The sequence below is a fragment of the Mesorhizobium sp. GbtcB19 genome (genome assembly GCF_019091085.1).
Lineage (GTDB): Bacteria > Pseudomonadota > Alphaproteobacteria > Rhizobiales > Rhizobiaceae > Mesorhizobium.
The window spans coordinates 778,145-796,208 of record NZ_JAGXJY010000001.1 but is presented as its reverse complement, the minus strand read 5'-3'; the positions used below and the strand labels follow the sequence as shown (position 1 = coordinate 796,208).

Annotated in this window: 17 protein-coding genes; 14 read left to right on the top strand and 3 right to left on the bottom strand. The window is 64.5% G+C overall.

The genetic code is table 11. The annotated features are described in order from the left end of the window. Window positions 1–22: 22 nt before the first annotated feature. From KVT37_RS03720 to KVT37_RS03710, 3 genes are read left to right on the top strand one after another with little or no spacing between them, the layout of a single operon-like run. Window positions 23–892, top strand: coding sequence for an ABC transporter permease (locus KVT37_RS03720; protein ID WP_217569735.1), 870 nt, complete (start codon window positions 23–25; stop codon window positions 890–892). After that, window positions 892–1,680 (top strand): ABC transporter permease, encoded by a 789-nt coding sequence (locus KVT37_RS03715; protein WP_217569734.1) that lies wholly within the window; start codon window positions 892–894, stop codon window positions 1,678–1,680. Before KVT37_RS03720 ends, KVT37_RS03715 begins: the two co-directional genes overlap by 1 nt. Further along, a complete protein-coding gene (locus KVT37_RS03710; RefSeq protein ID WP_217569732.1) occupies window positions 1,680–2,744 on the top strand; it encodes an ABC transporter ATP-binding protein in 1,065 nt (354 codons plus the stop codon). The genes KVT37_RS03715 and KVT37_RS03710 overlap by 1 nt, the downstream gene beginning before the upstream one ends. Before the next feature lie 33 nt (window positions 2,745–2,777). Here the strand turns inward: KVT37_RS03710 and KVT37_RS03705 are convergent, their stop codons facing one another. After that, complete coding sequence (locus KVT37_RS03705; protein ID WP_217569730.1) at window positions 2,778–3,806, bottom strand: LacI family DNA-binding transcriptional regulator; 1,029 nt, start codon at window positions 3,804–3,806, stop codon at window positions 2,778–2,780. Between the two features lie 352 nt (window positions 3,807–4,158). Between KVT37_RS03705 and KVT37_RS03700 the strand changes: the two genes are divergently transcribed. The 11 genes from KVT37_RS03700 (at window position 4,159) to KVT37_RS03650 (ending at window position 15,529) form a co-directional block, all read left to right on the top strand. Further along, a complete protein-coding gene (locus KVT37_RS03700) occupies window positions 4,159–5,772 on the top strand; it encodes an extracellular solute-binding protein (protein WP_217569728.1) in 1,614 nt (537 codons plus the stop codon). A gap of 81 nt (window positions 5,773–5,853) precedes the next feature. Beyond that, a complete protein-coding gene (locus KVT37_RS03695; RefSeq protein ID WP_217569726.1) occupies window positions 5,854–6,714 on the top strand; it encodes a carbohydrate ABC transporter permease in 861 nt (286 codons plus the stop codon). Further along, on the top strand, window positions 6,711–7,667 hold the full coding sequence (locus KVT37_RS03690) for a carbohydrate ABC transporter permease (protein ID WP_217569723.1): 957 nt from the start codon (window positions 6,711–6,713) through the stop codon (window positions 7,665–7,667). The genes KVT37_RS03695 and KVT37_RS03690 overlap by 4 nt, the downstream gene beginning before the upstream one ends. Beyond that, window positions 7,664–8,749, top strand: a complete 1,086-nt coding sequence (locus KVT37_RS03685) for an ABC transporter ATP-binding protein (RefSeq protein ID WP_217569721.1) — start codon at window positions 7,664–7,666, stop codon at window positions 8,747–8,749. The genes KVT37_RS03690 and KVT37_RS03685 overlap by 4 nt, the downstream gene beginning before the upstream one ends. Window positions 8,750–8,752: 3 nt before the next feature. Continuing rightward, window positions 8,753–9,823: an ABC transporter ATP-binding protein gene (locus KVT37_RS03680; RefSeq protein WP_217569718.1), complete on the top strand. Its 1,071-nt coding sequence runs from the start codon at window positions 8,753–8,755 to the stop codon at window positions 9,821–9,823. 35 nt (window positions 9,824–9,858) lie between these two features. After that, window positions 9,859–10,947, top strand: a complete 1,089-nt coding sequence (locus tag KVT37_RS03675; protein WP_217569716.1) for a Gfo/Idh/MocA family protein — start codon at window positions 9,859–9,861, stop codon at window positions 10,945–10,947. Window positions 10,948–11,007: 60 nt separating this feature from the next. Continuing rightward, window positions 11,008–11,922 (top strand): sugar phosphate isomerase/epimerase, encoded by a 915-nt coding sequence (locus tag KVT37_RS03670; RefSeq protein ID WP_217569714.1) that lies wholly within the window; start codon window positions 11,008–11,010, stop codon window positions 11,920–11,922. A 58-nt stretch (window positions 11,923–11,980) separates the two neighbouring features. Further along, window positions 11,981–13,162: an aldose 1-epimerase family protein gene (locus tag KVT37_RS03665; RefSeq protein WP_217569712.1), complete on the top strand. Its 1,182-nt coding sequence runs from the start codon at window positions 11,981–11,983 to the stop codon at window positions 13,160–13,162. Window positions 13,163–13,238: 76 nt separating this feature from the next. Next, on the top strand, window positions 13,239–14,330 hold the full coding sequence (locus KVT37_RS03660; RefSeq protein WP_217569710.1) for a fatty acid desaturase family protein: 1,092 nt from the start codon (window positions 13,239–13,241) through the stop codon (window positions 14,328–14,330). Between the two features lie 46 nt (window positions 14,331–14,376). Further along, window positions 14,377–14,691, top strand: a complete 315-nt coding sequence (locus KVT37_RS03655; protein WP_217569708.1) for a MocE family 2Fe-2S type ferredoxin — start codon at window positions 14,377–14,379, stop codon at window positions 14,689–14,691. A gap of 34 nt (window positions 14,692–14,725) precedes the next feature. Beyond that, window positions 14,726–15,529: a 3-methyl-2-oxobutanoate hydroxymethyltransferase gene (locus KVT37_RS03650; protein WP_217569706.1), complete on the top strand. Its 804-nt coding sequence runs from the start codon at window positions 14,726–14,728 to the stop codon at window positions 15,527–15,529. Window positions 15,530–15,539: 10 nt separating this feature from the next. Here KVT37_RS03650 and hutH read toward each other — a convergent pair whose 3' ends face one another. Both hutH and KVT37_RS03640 read right to left on the bottom strand, forming a co-directional pair. After that, window positions 15,540–17,036 carry a histidine ammonia-lyase gene (hutH, locus tag KVT37_RS03645; protein ID WP_217569704.1) on the bottom strand — a complete coding sequence of 499 codons (1,497 nt, stop codon included), beginning with the start codon at window positions 17,034–17,036 and terminating at the stop codon, window positions 15,540–15,542. Beyond that, on the bottom strand, window positions 17,033–18,034 hold the full coding sequence (locus KVT37_RS03640) for an ornithine cyclodeaminase family protein (RefSeq protein WP_217569702.1): 1,002 nt from the start codon (window positions 18,032–18,034) through the stop codon (window positions 17,033–17,035). The genes hutH and KVT37_RS03640 overlap by 4 nt, the downstream gene beginning before the upstream one ends. Window positions 18,035–18,064: the final 30 nt, after the last annotated feature.

Here is an 18,064-nt window from a genome sequence, read left to right as displayed (position 1 = left end):
TCTTTCGGGGAGGAGAGGCATCATGGCTGACCAGCTTGCGATCGGTTCGCGCCGCGGACTGAGGCCGGCCCTGCCGCTTCTCCTTCCCGCCTATCTGTGGCTGACGGTGGCGATCTTCCTGCCGCTGTCGGCCATGGTCTTTTTCTCGTTCATGACCGACCTCCCGCTGGCAGGCAAAGACTGGGCCTTCACGCTCGGCAATTATGCGGCCTTCTTTTCGCAAAGCCTCTATTCGACGCTGCTGTTCGCCTCGTTGCGGCTCGGGCTCGAGGTGACGCTGTGGTGCGTCGTCATCGGCTATCCGGCGGCTTACGTGCTCGCCAAGGTGCTGAAGGGGCGTAGCCGCGAGGCGATCTTCCTGCTCGTCATCCTGCCGTTCTGGTCGAACGGGCTGGTGCGCATCTTCTCCTGGGCGATGGTGCTGCGTGAAGGTGGCATCCTCGACACGGCGCTCAATGCCGTGCTGCCGTTCAAGATCAACATCGATCTCATGTATTCCTATCCGGCCGTCATCATCGGCCTCGTGCACTCCTACGTGCCCTACATGGTGCTGACCTGCTATCTCACGCTGCAGGCTATCGACGACTCGCTGATCGAGGCGGGGCGCTCGCTCGGCGCATCGCGTCGGCAGGTGCTGTGGCGGGTGATCATTCCGCTGTCGATGCCCGGCCTGATCGCGGGCTCAGCGCTCATCTTCGTGCCGGTCGTCGGCTCCTTCATGGAGCCGCGCATCCTCGGCGGCCGCACCGGCACCTTCTACGGCACAGTCATCGAGGACCAGTTCGTCGCCGTCTTCAACTGGCCGCTAGGCGCCGCACTCTCCTTCATTCTGCTCGCTGTGGTGCTGATCATCCTGGCGCTGGCAGCACCTGTGCTGCGGAGGGCCGGCTGATGGCGACGACGCGCATCCTCGAAGGACTGGGGCGCTTCTACATCGTGCTGTTGCTCGGCTTCCTCTATCTGCCGATCATCATCATGGCGGCAATGTCCTTCAATGCCTCGCCCTTCTATCAACTGCCGTTCGAATGGACGACGGACTGGTACGCCTCGCTCTGGCAGAACGACCAGCTGATCGCGGCGACGTGGAACAGCATCGAGATCGCCGTCATCACCACTTTGATCTCGACTGTGCTCGGCTCGATGGCCTCGCTGGCGCTCTATCGCTACGAGTTCCGCGGCAAGAAGTTCCTGCAAGCGCTGCTCTTCCCGCCGATCGCCATTCCATGGCTGATCACCGGCACTGCGATGCTGATCTTCTTCTTCGGCGTCGGCATCGGGCGCGGGCTCATCGCCATACTGCTCGGCCATGTCGCGCTGGCACTGCCCTATGTGATCGTCGTCGTCTCGGCGCGGCTGCAGACTTTCGCGCCTGAGCTGGAAGAGGCGGCGCGCTCGCTCGGCGCCAACCAGTGGCAGGTGACCATGCGCGTCACGCTGCCGTGGATCCTGCCCGGTGTGATCGCCGGCGGGCTGTTTGCCTTTGCCGTGTCGTTCGATCAGTTCGTGGTTTCGTATTTCCTGTCGACGCCAGGCCAGACGACGCTGCCGGTCGAGATCTACGCCGCGATCCGCAAGGGTTTTACCCCGGAGATCAACGCGGTGTCGACGATCATCATCGTGGTGTCGATGGCGCTGATGCTGCTCACGGCACGCTTCTTCAAATTCGGCGGAGAGAAATAATGGCTGGCGTCCAGGTCGCGAACGTCTCTCGCAGCTTCGGCGCGCACAAGGCGCTCGATGATGTCTCGATCGACTTCGCAGATGGCGGTTTCTATGCGTTGCTCGGACCTTCGGGCAGCGGCAAGACCACGCTGCTCAGGCAGATCGCCGGCTTCGACTTTCCCGATTCCGGCCGCATCACCATCGGTGGAGAAAGCGTCGAGCGCGTGCCGGTCGAAAAGCGGCGCATCGGCATGGTGTTCCAGAACTATGCGCTGTTCCCCAATATGAGCGTCGCCGACAATGTCGCCTTCGGCCTGTCGGTGCGCGGCGAGCCGAAGGCGACGATCGCAGCGGAAGTGCAACGCGCGCTCGACCTGGTGCAGCTCGGCAAGCTCGGCGGGCGCAAGCCGCACCAGCTTTCCGGCGGCCAGCGCCAGCGCGTGGCACTGGCCCGCGCCATCGTCACCAAGCCGCGCGTGCTCCTGCTCGACGAGCCGCTCGGCGCGCTCGACAAGGCGCTGCGCGTCGACATGCAGATCGAATTGAAGCGCATCCAGCGCGAGATCGGCATCACCACCATCTTCGTCACGCACGACCAGGAAGAGGCGCTGACGATGAGCGACCGCATCGGCATCCTGCGTGACGGCCGGCTGGTGCAGGAAGGTCCGCCGGAAGAGATTTACGATCGGCCGCAGAGCGAGTTCGCCGCGACCTTCCTCGGCGACGCCAACATCTTTCGCGGCAACGCCACCGGCTCTGGGATAAAACTGCCGGACGGCACGACGATTGCGGCTTCGACAGGCGCATCGGTGCCGGCGGGCGCCAGGGCGAGCTGCGCGGTTCGGCCTGAGCGCATCCAGATTTCGACCGGTGCGGCAAAGGCCGATCCAGCCAATGCCAACACGCTCAAGGGGCAGGTCTCGAAACGCATCTTTGCCGGCAACAACAGCACCTATTTCGTCGAGCGCGACGGCCAGACGCTGAAGGTGATCGTCCAGAACACCGGCGCCGAGCGTCTGGCCGAAGGCCAGCCCGTCGTACTCAGCTGGTCGCCGGACAGTACGGTGCTGATCGCGGCCTGAGGCAGCCGGTCATTGCAGGCGGGCTGAGAGTGCTCAGATCTCCGGAATGCTCTCGCGGAAGATAACCTGCAGCCGCGGTTGGTGGAGATCGTACGGCAATCCCCGCACGGAATGGGACAGGATGTTGAGCGCCTCCCTGGCCTCGACACGCGGGTTCTGGTCGATCACGGCGTCGAGCGTGCCGTCGAGGAGGAGCTCCTTGGTGCCGTCCGTCACCTCATGGCCTAAGAAGAGAATGTCCTTCGCGCGTCCGCGTTCCTTCAGTGCGCGCGCAATGCCGGTATTGCCGGCGCCGACATTGTAGATGGCGGCGAGGTCGGGGTGGCGCTCGAGCAAAGCGGAGGCCTCGGAATAGGCTTTCTCGCGGTCGTCGAGCATTTCACGCATCTCGACGATTTCCAGGTTGGGGGATTCTTCCGCAAGGATGTGGCGGAACCCCATCTCGCGCTCCTCATGGCCGCGATAGGCGAGCGAGCCGGCGAACAGCGCGACCTTGCCCGGGTGTCCGGCGCCCATGAAACGGTTGAGCAGATAGCCGGCGAGACGGCCGGCGGCGCGGTTGTCGATGCCGATATAGGCGACGCGTGGCACATGCAGGATGTCGGAGGCGATGGTGACGACCTTGATGTCGCTCGCCGACAGCGAGCGGATCGCCTCGCGCACCGTCGGATGGTCGAGCGCGATGACGCCGACGCCCTGCGTCTGGCCATGCAGGTCCTGCAGCAGGCGGGCGAGGCGGTCGGGATTGAAGCCTTCGATGGTCGTCACGCGGACGTCGAGGTCGGGCCGCGTCAGCGCCTGCGCCTCGATGTGGCGATGCAGCAGCTTGATGAAGGAGTTGGTGCCGGCCGGCAGCGCGAAGTCGAGCCGGATCGTCTGTCCCGGCACGGCTCGCTGCGGCGTACCGTTCGGCGTTTCGGCGATGTAGCCCAGGCGCTGCGCCATCTCGATGACGATCTCGCGCGTGCGGGCCCGCACGCCCGGCCGGTTGTTGAGCACACGGTCGACCGTGGCCGGAGAAACGCCGGCTTCGCGAGCTATGTCTGTCAGGGTTGACCGCACGTCGAGCACCTCATCGCAAGCATCAAAATCACGCAGCGTCCGATCTGTTCCGGGAAACCGCTCAGCCGCAGCAGCGATTCTGATGCGAAATGATGTAACCGGGCTTGGCCTCTGCGCAAGCCGAGGCGTTACACAAGGCTGCGAAGGTTCGGCCAGGCCGGCCGGGTCGAGGCAAAAGCCCCTCAAATCCAAGCAATGGGTGCGACGTGACAAGCTCGGTAAACTGCATTCTCTCCCTCATTTGCGATCTTATGACGTGTTTTGAGTATTTATGATGTTGACAGGCTTCACGCACTGTCGTCAATATCCCTCACGTGGGCCACGGAGGAACAGGCCCCGAGGGAGGAATTCGATGTCTCAATTGATCCGCATGTCGCGGCGCCGCCTGTTGGCGTCCGGAGGAAAGGCGGCGGTGTTCGTCGCCGCGACTGGCATTGCACCGCAGTTCATTCGTCCCGGCCGCGCCTTCGCGGCGGACGCGCTGGCGCCCGGCATGATCGGCGGCCCGACCGGCTTCGACGGCGCCGAGCGCTATCAATACGGCCCCGACACGCCGGAAGGACGTGCCGTCGAGGCGGCCAAGGCGCTCAAGGCGGCGGGCAAGGCGCCCGCGAAGATCGTGCTTGGACTCTCGGACGGCTCGATCGGCCAGCTGACCAAGCCTTTCCCGGCCGGCGCGCCATCGATCAAGGAGCTGTGGGAAAAGGAAACCGGCATTGCGATCGAAATCGTCGGCCTGCCGAACGGCCAGGAATTCACCAAGACGATGCAGGACATCTCCACCAAGGGTGGGGCCTACGACATCTATTCGACCGAGTGGAACCGCCTCGGCGATCTCGCCGAAACCGGCGGCATCGCCAAACTCGACGACTTCGTTGCCATGCATAAGCCGGAATGGGACGATCCCAAGACCGGTTACGTCAACGGCGCCAAGGGTGTATCGCTGCTCAACCAGTATCGCGGCTCGACCTATGGCGTGTCGCTCGACGGCGACTTCCAGACCTGGGTCTACCGCACCGATCTGTTCGGCGATGCCGCCGAGCAAAAGGCCTTCAAGGACAAATACGGCTACGACCTTGCGCCCCCCAAAACCTGGAAGCAGCACGGCGAGGTCGCGGCTTTCTTCCAGCGGCCGGACAGGGGCTTGTTCGGCTCGACCGACCTGCGCAACCAGGGCTGGGGCTACACCAACTGGTATCAGCGCTATGTCTCGATGGCCTCGCCCAACCAGTTCCTGTTCGGCGACGACGGTAAGCCGCTTATCAATTCCGAGCAGGGCGTCGCGGCCACCAAGGAATACGTGGAGTCGCTGGCGCATCATTCGCCGGACGCGATCTCGTGGGGCTGGCCGGAGCAGTACGGCAATTTCGCCAAGGGCGGGGCGGCGATGACCTGCGCCTTCTCCAACCTGCCGAAATTCCTCGACAATGCCGGCAACAAGGATTCGGCCGTCACCGGCAAGATCGGCTCGATGCTGCCGCCGGGACGCGAGATCGACGGCAAGCTGATCAGCCGTTCGGTGCTCTGGTTCTCGCTGACCGGCATGGTGTCGTCGCAGTCAAAGAATCCGGAGGCCGCCTATCTCTTGCTGCAATGGCTGGGCTCGGCGCGCATCTATGCCTGGATGAGCGCCAATCCCGGCGGTTATCTCGATCCGTTCCGGCTCTCGGATTTCTCCGATCCGCTGGTCCGCCAGACCTACCATGCCTACCACATGGATGTGGTGCGCGAGACCGTGGCGCGCACGGTGCCGACCATCAACTATCCCGGCGCCACCGCCTTCCACAATGCGCTCGACGAGAACCTGATGGCCTCGCTGACCAAGGCCAAGACGCCCGAGCAGGCGATGGCCGATACCGAGCGCGAGTGGAAGAAGATCGCGCGGCGCACCGGCGAGGAGAAATTGCTCGAAGCCATCAAGACCAACAAGGAGGCATGGCCGACCGTTCTTGACCCGATCAGCTGATCCACCTCCCTGGATCAGGACTCGGAGGGGAAGGGCGTCGGCTTTTCCCCTCCGCCTTAACGCCACTAGCAAAGCAGCCAGATGAAGCGTTCCATCCCCTTCGAGATTTTCCGTTACGCCGCGATCCTCGCGGCGATGGCGGCGACGCTGGTGCCGATCCTGTGGATGGTGTCGATGGCGTTCAAGCCGATCGGCGAATGGTCGGCGACCGGCGCCGATCTGACATGGTGGCCGAAGCAGCCGACGCTTGCCAACTTCCAGTTCGTGTTTGGCCACTCCACCAACGACCTGATCGTCGCGCTCGACCACACCGCGCTGAAACCGATCCTGTCGTCGCTGCTCTCAGCGGTGTTCGGGACCGCGATCGCCATGTCGGCGGGCACCGCCGCGGCCTATGGCCTGTCGCGCTTCGGCTCCGGCCAGAACCTGCCGCTGGCGCTGATCCAGCTCAGGCTGTTTCCGCCGATGGCCGTGATGATCCCGGTGATGATCATGTGGGCCTTCCTCAATCTCAACGATACATGGTGGGGACTGGCGCTGATCTACGGCATCGTCACGCTGCCCTTCGCCTTCTGGCTGATGAAGACCTTCTTCGACGACATGCCGCGCGAGATCGAGGAGGCCGCGCTGGTCGAGGGCTGCTCGCGGCTGCGCGTCTTCACCCGCATCACGCTGCCGATGATGCGCGCGCCGCTGGCGAGTGCCGCGCTCTTCGTCTTCATCCTCAACTGGTCGGACTATCTGATCGCGCTGCTGCTCACCACGCGCGAATGGGTGACGATCCCGGTCTACATGGCGTCGCTGTCGTCCTCGATGACCGGGCAGCTCTACGGCGCCAAGGCCGCGCTCGGCCTGATCGCGGCGGTGCCGCCGGTGATCATGGGCATCGCCATCCAGCGTCACTTGGTGCGCGGGCTGACCTTCGGAGCGCTCAAGCAATGAGCGCGGTGACGGCGACGATGTCGGAGGGCGATATGGACGCGCGGACAAAGCCCGCCACGCCTGACGAGGGCGCGCGGCTGGGCTTCCGCCTGACCCTGCCGGCGCAGATCCTGGTGCTGTTCATCTCGGCCTTCCCGCTGCTGATGCAGCTCTACATCAGCGTCACCGACTGGTCGCCGCTCTCGGGCGTCGGCTGGTGGAACGCCTGGGAGATGTGGAACAGTTTTGCCAACTACACAGACCTCGCAGCCGACACCCGCTTCTGGAGCGCGTTGCAGCGCACCGCGATCGTCATGCTGGTCTGCGTGCCGGCGGAGTTCCTGTTGGGCCTGGCGCTGGCGACGCTGTTCGCCGACGACTTTCCCGGCAAGCGCATCTTCTATTCGATCCTGTTGATGCCGATGATGGTCGTGCCAGCGGTCGCCGGCTACATGTTCTTCATGCTGTTCCAGTCGGGCGGCCCGGTGAACGACATCCTGGCGCGGATCATCGGCACGCCCCTGACGATCGCCTGGCTCTCCGATCCGACCCTGGCGCTGATCGCGGTCATGATCGCAGACATCTGGCAGTGGACGCCACTGATGTTCCTCATCCTGCTCGCTGGCCTTGTCGGCGTGCCGGAGGACCAGATGAAGGCGGCGACGCTGCTCGGCGCCAATGCCTGGCAGCGCTTCACGACGATCGTGCTGCCGAAGATGAAGACGATCATCATCATCGCGCTGGCGATAAGGGTGATCGAGAACTTCAAGATCTTCGACACGCTCTACATCATGACCGGTGGCGGTCCCGGCGTCGCCACCGAGACGATCTCCGTCTACATCTACAAAGTCACCACCCAGGACCTGATCTGGGGCTACGTCGCGGCCATCGCTCTCGCCATCCTGATCGTGCTTTCGATCGTCGCGGTCTACGCCATGAAGCGGATGGCGAAGAGCCGGGAGGTGCCGGCATGAGCGCCATCCACCTCAAGAACCTCACCAAGAGCTTCGGCGACTTCGCGGCGCTGAAGACGATGGATCTCGAAATCGCCGATGGCGAGTTCATGGCGCTGCTCGGACCCTCGGGCTGCGGCAAGTCGACGACGATGAACATGATCGCCGGCATGGAAGAGCCGACCAGCGGCAAGATCCTGTTCGGCGAACGCGACATGGCCGGCGTGCCGATGGGACGGCGCGGCGTCGGCTTCGTGTTTCAGAACTATGCCATCTTCACCCATATGACGGTGCGGCAGAACCTCGCCTACGGGCCTAGGATGCGCGGAGCCGCCAAGGCCGAGATCGACAGCCGTGTCGGCGCGATCGCCGAGATGCTGCAGCTTTCGCCCTTGCTCGACCGCAAGGCTGACCGGCTCTCGGTCAATATCCTGCAGCGCGTGGCGATCGGCCGCTCGGCGATCATGGAGCCGGCGATCTTCCTGCTCGACGAGCCGTTGTCGAATGTCGACGCCGCATTTCGCGCGGTGATGCGCACCGAGCTCAAGCAGCTGCAGCGTCAGTTCAGGCAGACCATGGTCTATGTCACGCATGACCAGCTCGAAGCCATGACCATGGCCGACCGCATCGCGGTGATGGACCATGGCGTGCTGCAGCAGGTCGGCACGCCGCTCGAGGTCTACAACAATCCGGCAAACGTCTTCGTCGCGCGCTTCATCGGCGCGCCGGGCATGAACCTGCTGAAGGGCAGGCCGGCGGAAAGCGACCGCGGGCTGGTCGTCGATCTCGGACCGCTCGGCGTCACGCCGCCTTTACCGGATGAACTGGCTTCGGCCGTGAGAGCGGTGCGCGGTGACGTGCTCTACGGTTTCCGGCCCGAGCAGGTGGTGCTGGCCGAGCGCGGGCTGTCGATGCCGGTGAGCTTCGTCGAGCGGATCGGCGCGCGCACCATCGTGCATCTTGGCGAAGGCGCAAGCGCGGTGAAGGCGGTGTTCGAGAACGATGTCGAGCTGTCGGTCGGGCATGCGGCGGTCGTCGCGCCGCTGGCCTTCTCGGTGCGAGTCTTCGACGCCGCCACCGGCCTTGCAGTGAAGGCGGGCTGAACCATGGCCGATATCGTCTTCCGCAATGTGACCAAGCGCTACGGCAAGACACTTGCCGTCGACGATGCTTCCTTCACCGTCAACGACAACGAGTTCTTCTGCTTCTTCGGGCCGCCGCTGTCCGGCAAGTCGACGATACTGCGCCTGGTGCTCGGACTGGAGGCGCCGGATCAAGGCGAGATCCTGATCGGCGGCAAGCCCGTCAACAGCGTCTCGCCGGCCGAGCGCAATGTCGCCATGGTGTTCCAGAACCTGGCGCTGTTCCCGCATATGAGCGCGCGCGACAATGTCCGCTTCCCGCTGGTCGAGCGCCGGGTCACTGAGCTCGATATCAGGAAGCGAGTCGCCGACGTCGCCGCCAAGCTGCATATCGGCCATATCCTGCACAAGCCGCCGGCGCAGCTTTCCGGCGGCGAGCGGCAGCGCGTGGCGATCGCGCGCGCCCTGGTGCGCGATCCGGCCGCCTATCTGATGGACGATCCGATCTCGGCGCTCGATGCGCGGTTGCGCGAGGAGACGCGCGTCGAACTGAAGCGCATCCAGCGCGAGCTCGGCAAGACGCTGATCTATGTCACGCATGACCAGGAAGAGGCGATGTCGGTCGCCGACCGCATCGCCATCCTGGAGAACGGCCGGATCAGGCAGGTCGGCGCGCCGGCGGAGATCTACGACCGCCCGGCCAGCGCCTATGTGGCGCGCATGCTCGGATCGCCGATGATGAACATCCTGCCGTCGGTGCGCGGCGCCGGCGGGGTCGAGGCCGCCGAAGGGACGATCCGGATTGCCGATGCCAGTGCACCGGCCGAGGCGATCGAGATCGGGCTGAGGCCCGAAGACATCAAAGTCCGGCCCTGCGCAGAAAATGAGACGGCGGAAGGGGGCTCGGGCCGCCCGGCGCGGGTGTTCGAGGTCGAGCCGCTTGGCGGCTACACCGTGGTGACTTTAGCTGCCGGGCAGGCGCGGCTGAGGGCATTGCTGCGCGGCCAGCCTGACATCAGGCCGGATGCGATGGTGGCGATATCCTGCGAGCCGGCCCGCGTGCATTATTTCGGTCAGGACGGAGGCGCGTTGTGACGGCGGCCGCGAAGAAAGAGTTTCGGGAGGAAGACATGGCAGGCAAAGGTTTCGAGCCGGACGTCAAGGTTCGCACCAAGGAATACCGGATCGGTTGCGTCGGCGCGGGTATGATCATGGCCGAGTGCCATCTCGCCGCCTACAAGGAAGCCGGTTTTCCGGTGGTGGCCATTGCTTCGCGGACCAAGGCGAATGCTCAGAAGGTTGCCGCCCGCTGGGGCATCCCGACTGTGCATGATACGCCGGAACAGCTGATCGAGGACCAACAGGTCGAGATCATCGATCTCGCCTTCCCGCCGGACCAGCAGCCAGCGCTGATCCGCCACGCGCTGAAGCAGAAGCACATCAAGGCGATCCTGGCGCAGAAGCCGCTGGCGCTGTCGGTCGAGGAGGCGGTCAAGCTGCGCGACGAGGCAGCCAGTTCCGGCAAGATCCTCTCGGTCAACCAGAACATGCGCTACGACCAGTCGATGCGGGTGCTGAAGCAGATCATCCACAATGGCGAGCTCGGCGACATCGTCTTCGCGCAGATCGACATGCACGCGATCCCGCATTGGCAGACATTCCTGCAGGGCTACGACCGGCTGACGCTCGCCAATATGAGCGTGCACCATCTCGATGTGCTGCGCTTCCTGTTCGGCGATCCGGGCGAGATCACCACGCTGACGCGCAAGGACCCGCGCACCCAGTTCGACCATTCCGACGGCATCACCGTCTCGACGCTGCGCTTCCCGTCCGGCGTGCTTGCCGTGTCGCTGGAGGACGTGTGGTCCGGCCCGCGCCAGGAAGGTTATCGCGACGACCAGCACATCAACTGGCGCGTCGACGGCACCAAGGGCGTCGCCAAGGGCACGATCGGCTGGCCGACAGGTGCCGCCTCGACGCTGACCTATGCCTCAGCCGAGACGACCGGCGGCGAATGGGTGAGCCCGAGCTGGGAGACGATGTGGTTCCCGCATGCCTTCATCGGCGTCATGGAGCAGTTGCAGCATGCCGTGAAGACAGGCACGCCGCCGGCGCTCTCCGTCGCCGACAACGTCAAGACCATGGCGCTGGTGGAAGCGGGCTACCGCTCGATGGCATCGGGCCGCACGGTCAAGCTCTCCGAAATCCCGACAAACTGAATCAACTCATTCAACTGAAATCGCTGGCAACTGAATCGCTTACAGGGAGGAATTCACATCATGATGCAGGCAGGTATTTTCACGGGCTATTTCCCGTACGGCCTCGAAGAGACGGCGAAGAAGATCCGCGGCCTCGGCTTCAACACGGTGCAGCTCGACCTGCACTTCAAGGACGTCGATCTGTCGGCCGGGCAGATTACCAAGGACAAGGCGAAGACGGTGCGCGACGTCTTCCGCGACCAGAACCTGCCGGTCTGCTGCGTGTCGGGCTACACCAACATCATCCATCCGGACAAGGCGGAGCGCGAAAGGCGCGTCGGCTATCTCAAGGAGATCATCCGCAACGCCCGCCATTTCGGCTCGCCTTATGTGATCTCGGAGACCGGCACCTACAACACCGAATCCGACTGGGTGCATCACCCGAAGAACAAGACCGAGGAAGGTTTCGAGGAGTGCCGCAAGGTGATCGCCGACCTTGCCCAGACGGCTTACGACCATGGCGCGGTGTTCCTGCTCGAAACCTATGTCAACAACGTCGTCGGCTCGGTCGAGGAGACGGTGAAGATGTTCGCGCAGGTCGGCCATCCCGGCCTCGGCCTGCTGATGGATCCGACCAATTATTTCGAGACCCACAACATCGACCGCATGGACCAGATCCTCAATCAGGTCTTCGACACGCTGACCGACAAGATCAAGATCGCGCACGCCAAGGACGTGAAGCGGTCGGGCAGCGACAAGTCGGAAAAGCACGCCGATATCGGCGACGCCGACGCGATGGAAAGCCACACCTTCCGCGGTGTCGGCGAGATCGAGCTGCCGGCGCCGGGCCTCGGCTCGCTGAACTACGACCTCTATCTCAAGCGTCTCGCCGAGAAGCACCCGAACATCCCGGTGATCATCGAGCATTTGTCGGAAGACGATGTGCCGCGCGCCAAGACATTCCTCGACGGGAAGTTCCGCGAGAACGGCCTCTGAGGCCGGGACGCGCCGCCGGCTGAAGGAATGACAGCAAAGTGAAGGATTCCGCCGTCGCATGGTGAAGCTCTTTGGACAGACGCTGTCTCGCCGGCAGGTCGCCGAACGCTCCGGCATGCTGTCGCAATTCGCCGGCGTACGGCTGATGACGCTCGGCGACGGCGTCGAGCGCGGCATCCGCATGCTCGAATTCCGCACCGGCTCGGGCCTGCGTTTTACCGCGCTGGTCGACCGGGCGCTCGACATCGCCGATTGCGAATACAAGGGCCACGCGATCGGCTGGCATTCGCCGAGCGGTTTTCGCAATCCGGGCCTGCATGACTATGAAGGCGAGGACGGGTTTGCCTGGGGCCGCTCCTTCTCCGGCCTGCTGGTCACCTGCGGCCTCGATCACATTCTCGGCCGCAGCGAGGTTCCGGCTGAAAACTACAATTATCCTGGACGCAGGACCGTAACGCATTCGCTGCACGGCCGCGTCGGCACCATCCCGGCGCGGCTGACCGGCTATGGCGAAAGCTGGGACGGCGATCGCTGTGTTTTGTGGGCAGAGGGGATCGTCCAGCAGGCCAGCGTGTTCGGCGAGGACCTGCATCTCATCCGCCGCATCGAGGCCGATGTCGGCGGCAGCGAGATCCGGCTCTCGGACCGTGTCGTCAATCACGGCTTCCATCGCACGCCGCATATGTATTTCTACCACGTCAATGTCGGGCATCCGTTGCTCGACGAAGGCGCGCGCTACCTGGCGCCGATCCGCGACGTGGTCTGGGCCGCGCATGCCGGCGAGCGCTACCAGGCGCAGAAGGTCGGCTACCGCATCGTGCCCAAGCCACAGCTCGGCTTCAACGAACAGGTCTGGCAGCACGAGCTTGGCGCAGACGCCAGGGGCGAGGTGCCTGTGGCTGTCGTCAACGACCGCCTCGGCCTCGGTTTCGAGGTCGTCACCCGCAAGGACCAGTTACCCTGTTGCTACGAGTGGCAGAATTTCCAGGCCGGGCAGTATGCGCTCGGCATCGAGCCCTCGACGCATCATGTGCTCGGGAATCTCGCCGCGCGCGAGCGTGGCGAGATGATCTGGCTGGAGCACGACGAAGCCCGTGCCTATGACGCGGTGTTCCGCGTCCTCGACGGCAAGGATGCGATCGCCGATGCGGAACGAAGGATCGCGGCCATCACCCGGCAGCCCGAGCAGGATTATCCTCAGCCTTCCGGCACGTTTCCAAAACTGGCGGGCAGGGCATGAGCGCGACAGACATCCACAGCAAGCCCTCCGGCCGGCGGACCGGATTGCCAGCGCTGCGTGAAAATTGGAGGCCGATGTGACGACGGCAAAGAAGCGCGACTACAGCCTTGTCGGCGAAAGCACGCGCCGGGCGATCGAGACCGGGCTTGCCTCGGCCGAGTGGTATCACACCGACGTGGCGCGCAAGGCGATGAAGGAGCTGATGCAGCGCTCCGACGGGCCGGCGATCCGCGACACAATCATCTGGATCGTCGCGATCCTGGGCTCGGCGGCCGGCATCGTCTGGTTCTGGGGCACCTGGTGGGTGGTGCCGTTCCTGTTCGTCTATGGCGTGCTCTACGGCTCATCGAGCGACTCGCGCTGGCACGAATGCGGCCACGGCACCGCCTTCCGCACGCGCTGGATGAACGATGTCGTCTATCACATCGCGAGCTTCATGCTGATGCGCAATCCGGTGCAGTGGCGCTGGAGCCACGCGCGTCACCACACCGACACCATCATCGTCGGCCGCGACGCCGAGATCGCGGTGATGCGGCCGCCGGACCTGATCAAGGCGGGTTTGGCCTTCACCGGCATCCTCGATTTTCGCTATTCACTGCCGACGCTGGTGCGCCAGGCCTTCGGCACATTGTCTGACGACGAGAAGAGCTACATCCCAGAGATGGAGCAGCCCAAAGCGGTGACCGCGGCGCGCTGGCACATTGCGGTCTATGTTGCGACGATCGCTGTCGCGATCGCGCTTCGATCATGGATACCGCTGGTGCTGATCGGGCTGCCGCGCCTCTACGGCACCTGGCACATGGTGACGACCGGGCTATTGCAGCATATCGGGCTGGCCGACAACGTCATCGACCATCGGCTCAACACGCGCACCGTCTACATGAACCCGGTCAGCCGGTTCATCTACTGGAACATGAACTACCATGTCGAGCACCACATGTTCCCGATGGTGCCCTATCATGCGCTGCCGAAGCTGCATGAATTGATCAAGCACGATCTGCCGGTGGCGAACCCGTCGATGTGGCATGCCTATCGCGAGGTGTGGCCGGTGCTGCTCCGGCAGCTCAAATACGAGGACTATTATCTCAAGCGCGAATTGCCGCCGACGGCCAAGCCTTATCGCGGCGAGTTCCACGATCTCGACATAACGGCCGCGGCCGCCGAATAGACGCCGCGCAACAAATTCAAAGAAAGATGATGGCCGGAGAAGGACGATGGCGGAATGGGTCGAAGCATGCGCTGTGGAGGACGTGGACGAGGAGGATGTGATCCGCTTCGACCATGGTGGCCGCAGCTTCGCGATCTACCGTTCGCCGGACGACGCGTTCTTCGCCACCGACGGCTTCTGCACGCATGAGAAGGCGCATCTGGCCGACGGGCTGGTGATGGACGACATCATCGAGTGCCCCAAGCACAATGGCCGCTTCAACTACAAGACCGGCCAGGCCAAGGGCGCGCCGGTCTGCGTCAACCTCAAGACCTATCCGGTCAAAGTCGAGGCCGGCAAGGTAATGATCGATATCGGCTGAGAGCCGTCAGACAGACAAAAACGGGGATATACCGATGAGCCGAAAGAGACCGACCGTCGCCGATCTGCGCGCCATGAAGGGCAAGCGGCAGCTGACTATGCTGCGCGTGCTGACGCTGGACGAAGCCGAGGCGGCCGAACGCGCCGGCATCGACATCGTCTCGGTGCCGCCGGAGCTGGTGCTCAATCCGCAATACCGCGACGCAGCGCCCAGCCTCTTCACCATGCCGGGCGAGAATTTTTTCGAGATCGGCACGGCCGACGATTTCGTGCGCTGGTCGTTCCGGCTCTACAAGGCTGGCGCCGACGCCGTCTATTGCAGCGCCGGCTATGCCACGATCAAGCGGATGGCCGACGATGCCATTCCCGTCATCGGCCATGTCGGCCTCATTCCCTCCCGCGCCACCTGGACGGGCGGCTTCAAGGCGGTGGGCAAGACCGCGGGCACCGCCATGCAGGTGTTCGAGGCGGTCAAGCAACTGGAGGCCGCCGGCGCCATCGGCGCCGAGATCGAGGTGGTGCCGGTCGAGGTGGCGAAAGCGATCTCCGAGCGCACCCCGCTGATCATGCTGTCGATGGGCGCGGGCACGGGCTGCGATGCGCAATATCTGTTTGCCGAGGATATCCTCGGCGCCAATCGCGGGCACATGCCGCGCCATTCGAAAGTCTACCGCAACTTCGCGGCCGAATATGACCGGCTGCAGCAGGAGCGCATCGCGGCGTTCTCGGAATATGTCGCCGATGTCAACAGCGGCGCTTATCCGGAAGACAGGCATATCGTGCATATGGACCCGGACGAGCTCGCGCTCTTCATGAAGAAGGTGGACGCAAAACCCTGAACGAAAATCCTCAACCTGCGGCCGGCGGACCTTGCCAGGCTCCGCCGGCGAGGGCGGCATAAAGCGCATCGGAGTCGGCGCCGAGCGGCCTGTCTTCCTTGAGCGTCGCCACATGCGCGCGCACGGCCGCGTGGATTGCGCCGGTCGCCGGCGCCAGCGTCATGCCCTCACGCAGATCGACGGCCTGCGCCGCGGCCATCAGTTCGAACGCGATCAGCCGCCGCCACAGCACGATCATCTCCGCGCACTTGGCGACCGCGAGCGGCGTCTGTGTCGCGTGATCCTCGACGCCCTCGGACACAGGCAGGAAGTCGAGCATCACCGGATTGGCCTTGTGGCGGATCGCGGCCAGGATCGCCGTCACCGTCTTCTGCAACGGCACGAAGCCGGCAGAAGCGCCGCCGACCGGCGAGAGGTATTTCGGCAGGCCGTGGCGGGTCGAGCCGGTGAGCTGGATGAAGCGCGCGGCGGAAGCCGCCGCGCATTGCGCGATCGCCAGGCCAAGCGTTTCGAAGGCGAGCGCCAGCGAGGCGGTGTGGAAATTGCCGGTCGACATCACCAGCGCATCCTCGGCAAGCACCAGCGGGTTGTCGGCGGCGGCGTTGAGCTCGATCTCGGCGGCAAGCCTGGCATGGTCTATCGCCTGGATCAGAGCGCCGTGGATCGACGGCATGCAGCGGATCGACAGCGGATCCTGGATGGTGGTCGGCGGCGGCGCTTCATCGCGCGCCAGCAGATCGCGCAGCGCCTTCGCCGCGAGCTGCTGGCAGGCGCCGGGGCGGGCCAGATGCTGGCGCGGGTCGAGGATGGTGCGGTTGGCGCCAAAGCCTTCCATCGTCAGCGCGCCGGCCTGCTGCTGCTGGTCGAGCGTCGAGAGCGCATCGGTCAGCGCCAGCGCGGCGGATCCGGTGGACACCGCCGAGGCGTTGATCAGCGACAGACCGTCCTTGGGGGCGAGACTGACGGGCGCAAGGCGCGCCATCATCAGCGCCTTGACGGCGGGCATGCGTCGGCCCTGGTATTCCGCTTCGCCTTCGCCGATCAGCACGCGGGCAATCGCCGTCATCAGCAAAAGATCGCCGGCGCCAATCGAGCCCAGCGACGGCATCACCGGATGCACGCCGGCGTTGAGCGCCTCGACCAGCGCCGTGAATACGCGCGGCGACAGGCCCGAACCGCCGGCCGCGAGCATCGCGATGCGCGCAAACATCGCCGCTCGCACCATCGGCACAGGCAGGGCTTCGCCCACGGCGGCGCTGCGGCCTTCGAGCAACTGGCGCTGGAAGGCGCTGGCGTCGCCCTCGATGGATGTGACGAGATTGGCGCCGAGGCCCCTGTTCAGCCCGTAGATCTGCTGGCCGCTGGCCGCGGCGGCATCGAGGACCTGGCGCGCCTTGTTGAGCTTTTCGAGGACCAGCGGCGTGACTTCGACCTTGGCGGCGTTGCGCGCGGCGGCAACCACATCTTCGATGCTGACGCCGGCGCCGGTGAGAACGAGCGGGCTCATGCGAAGCGCAGCCTCTGGCCGATGCCTTTCTCGCCGGCCTTGGCGAGCATGGCCTTGCCGAGCGCGATGTCGGACAGCGACAGGCCGCGATGCCAGAACAGGATCGTCTCGTCATCGCTTTCACGCCCGGCTTTCAGGCCGGCGGCGATCTGGCCGAGCTCGGCATGCAGCGTCGCCTCGCTCAGCTTTCCGGCTTCGACATGGGCGCGCAGCGAACCGAACTTGCCGCCCTTGCACTGGCCCCAGTCGTCGACGACGATCTTCGCCATGATGTCGGTGAGCGACAACTCCACCGCGCTCATCGTGCCATAGGGCACCACCAGCGCGCCGGGCTTGATCCATTCGGTCTTGAGCAAAGGCTGCGGTTCGTCGAGGCGCGACGCCTCGACGACGATATCGGCGTCGTCGACGCAGCTTTTCCAGTCGGCGACGGCGGTGACTTTCTTGCCGAGATCGGCCGACAATTTAGCGGCAAAGCGGTCGCGGCTTTCCGGCCGGCGCGAGTGGACGCGGATCTCGTCGAAGTCGAAGAGGTGGTCGAGCAGCCGCACGTTCCAGTACGCGGTGCCGCGTGCGCCGATATGGCCGAGCACTTTCGATTTCTTCTTCGCCAGATGCTTGGCGCCGATGGCGGTGACCGCGCCGGTGCGCATGTCGGTGATGACGGTGGCGTCGAGGATGGCGCGCGGCGTGCCGGTGCGCGGATCGAAGAGGTTGAGGATGCCGAATTCGGACGGCAGGCCATGCTTGTAGTTGTCGACATAGTCGCCGACGATCTTCACGCCGGCGGCATCGAGCGGCGCCACATAGCCGCGCAGCACATTGAAATGGCCGTGGAAGGAGGGGTCCGGTTCAAGATGAACGCGCGGCTCGATCACCGTCTTGCCGTTGCCTTGCGCGACGAGCCCGGCCTCGACGGCGCCGATGATCTCGGCATCGGTCATGGCAAGAGCCTCGATGTCGAGCGCATTGAGGTAGTCGATATAGATGGGCTTCATGCATTGTCCTCGGCCACCCCGGCTCATCCA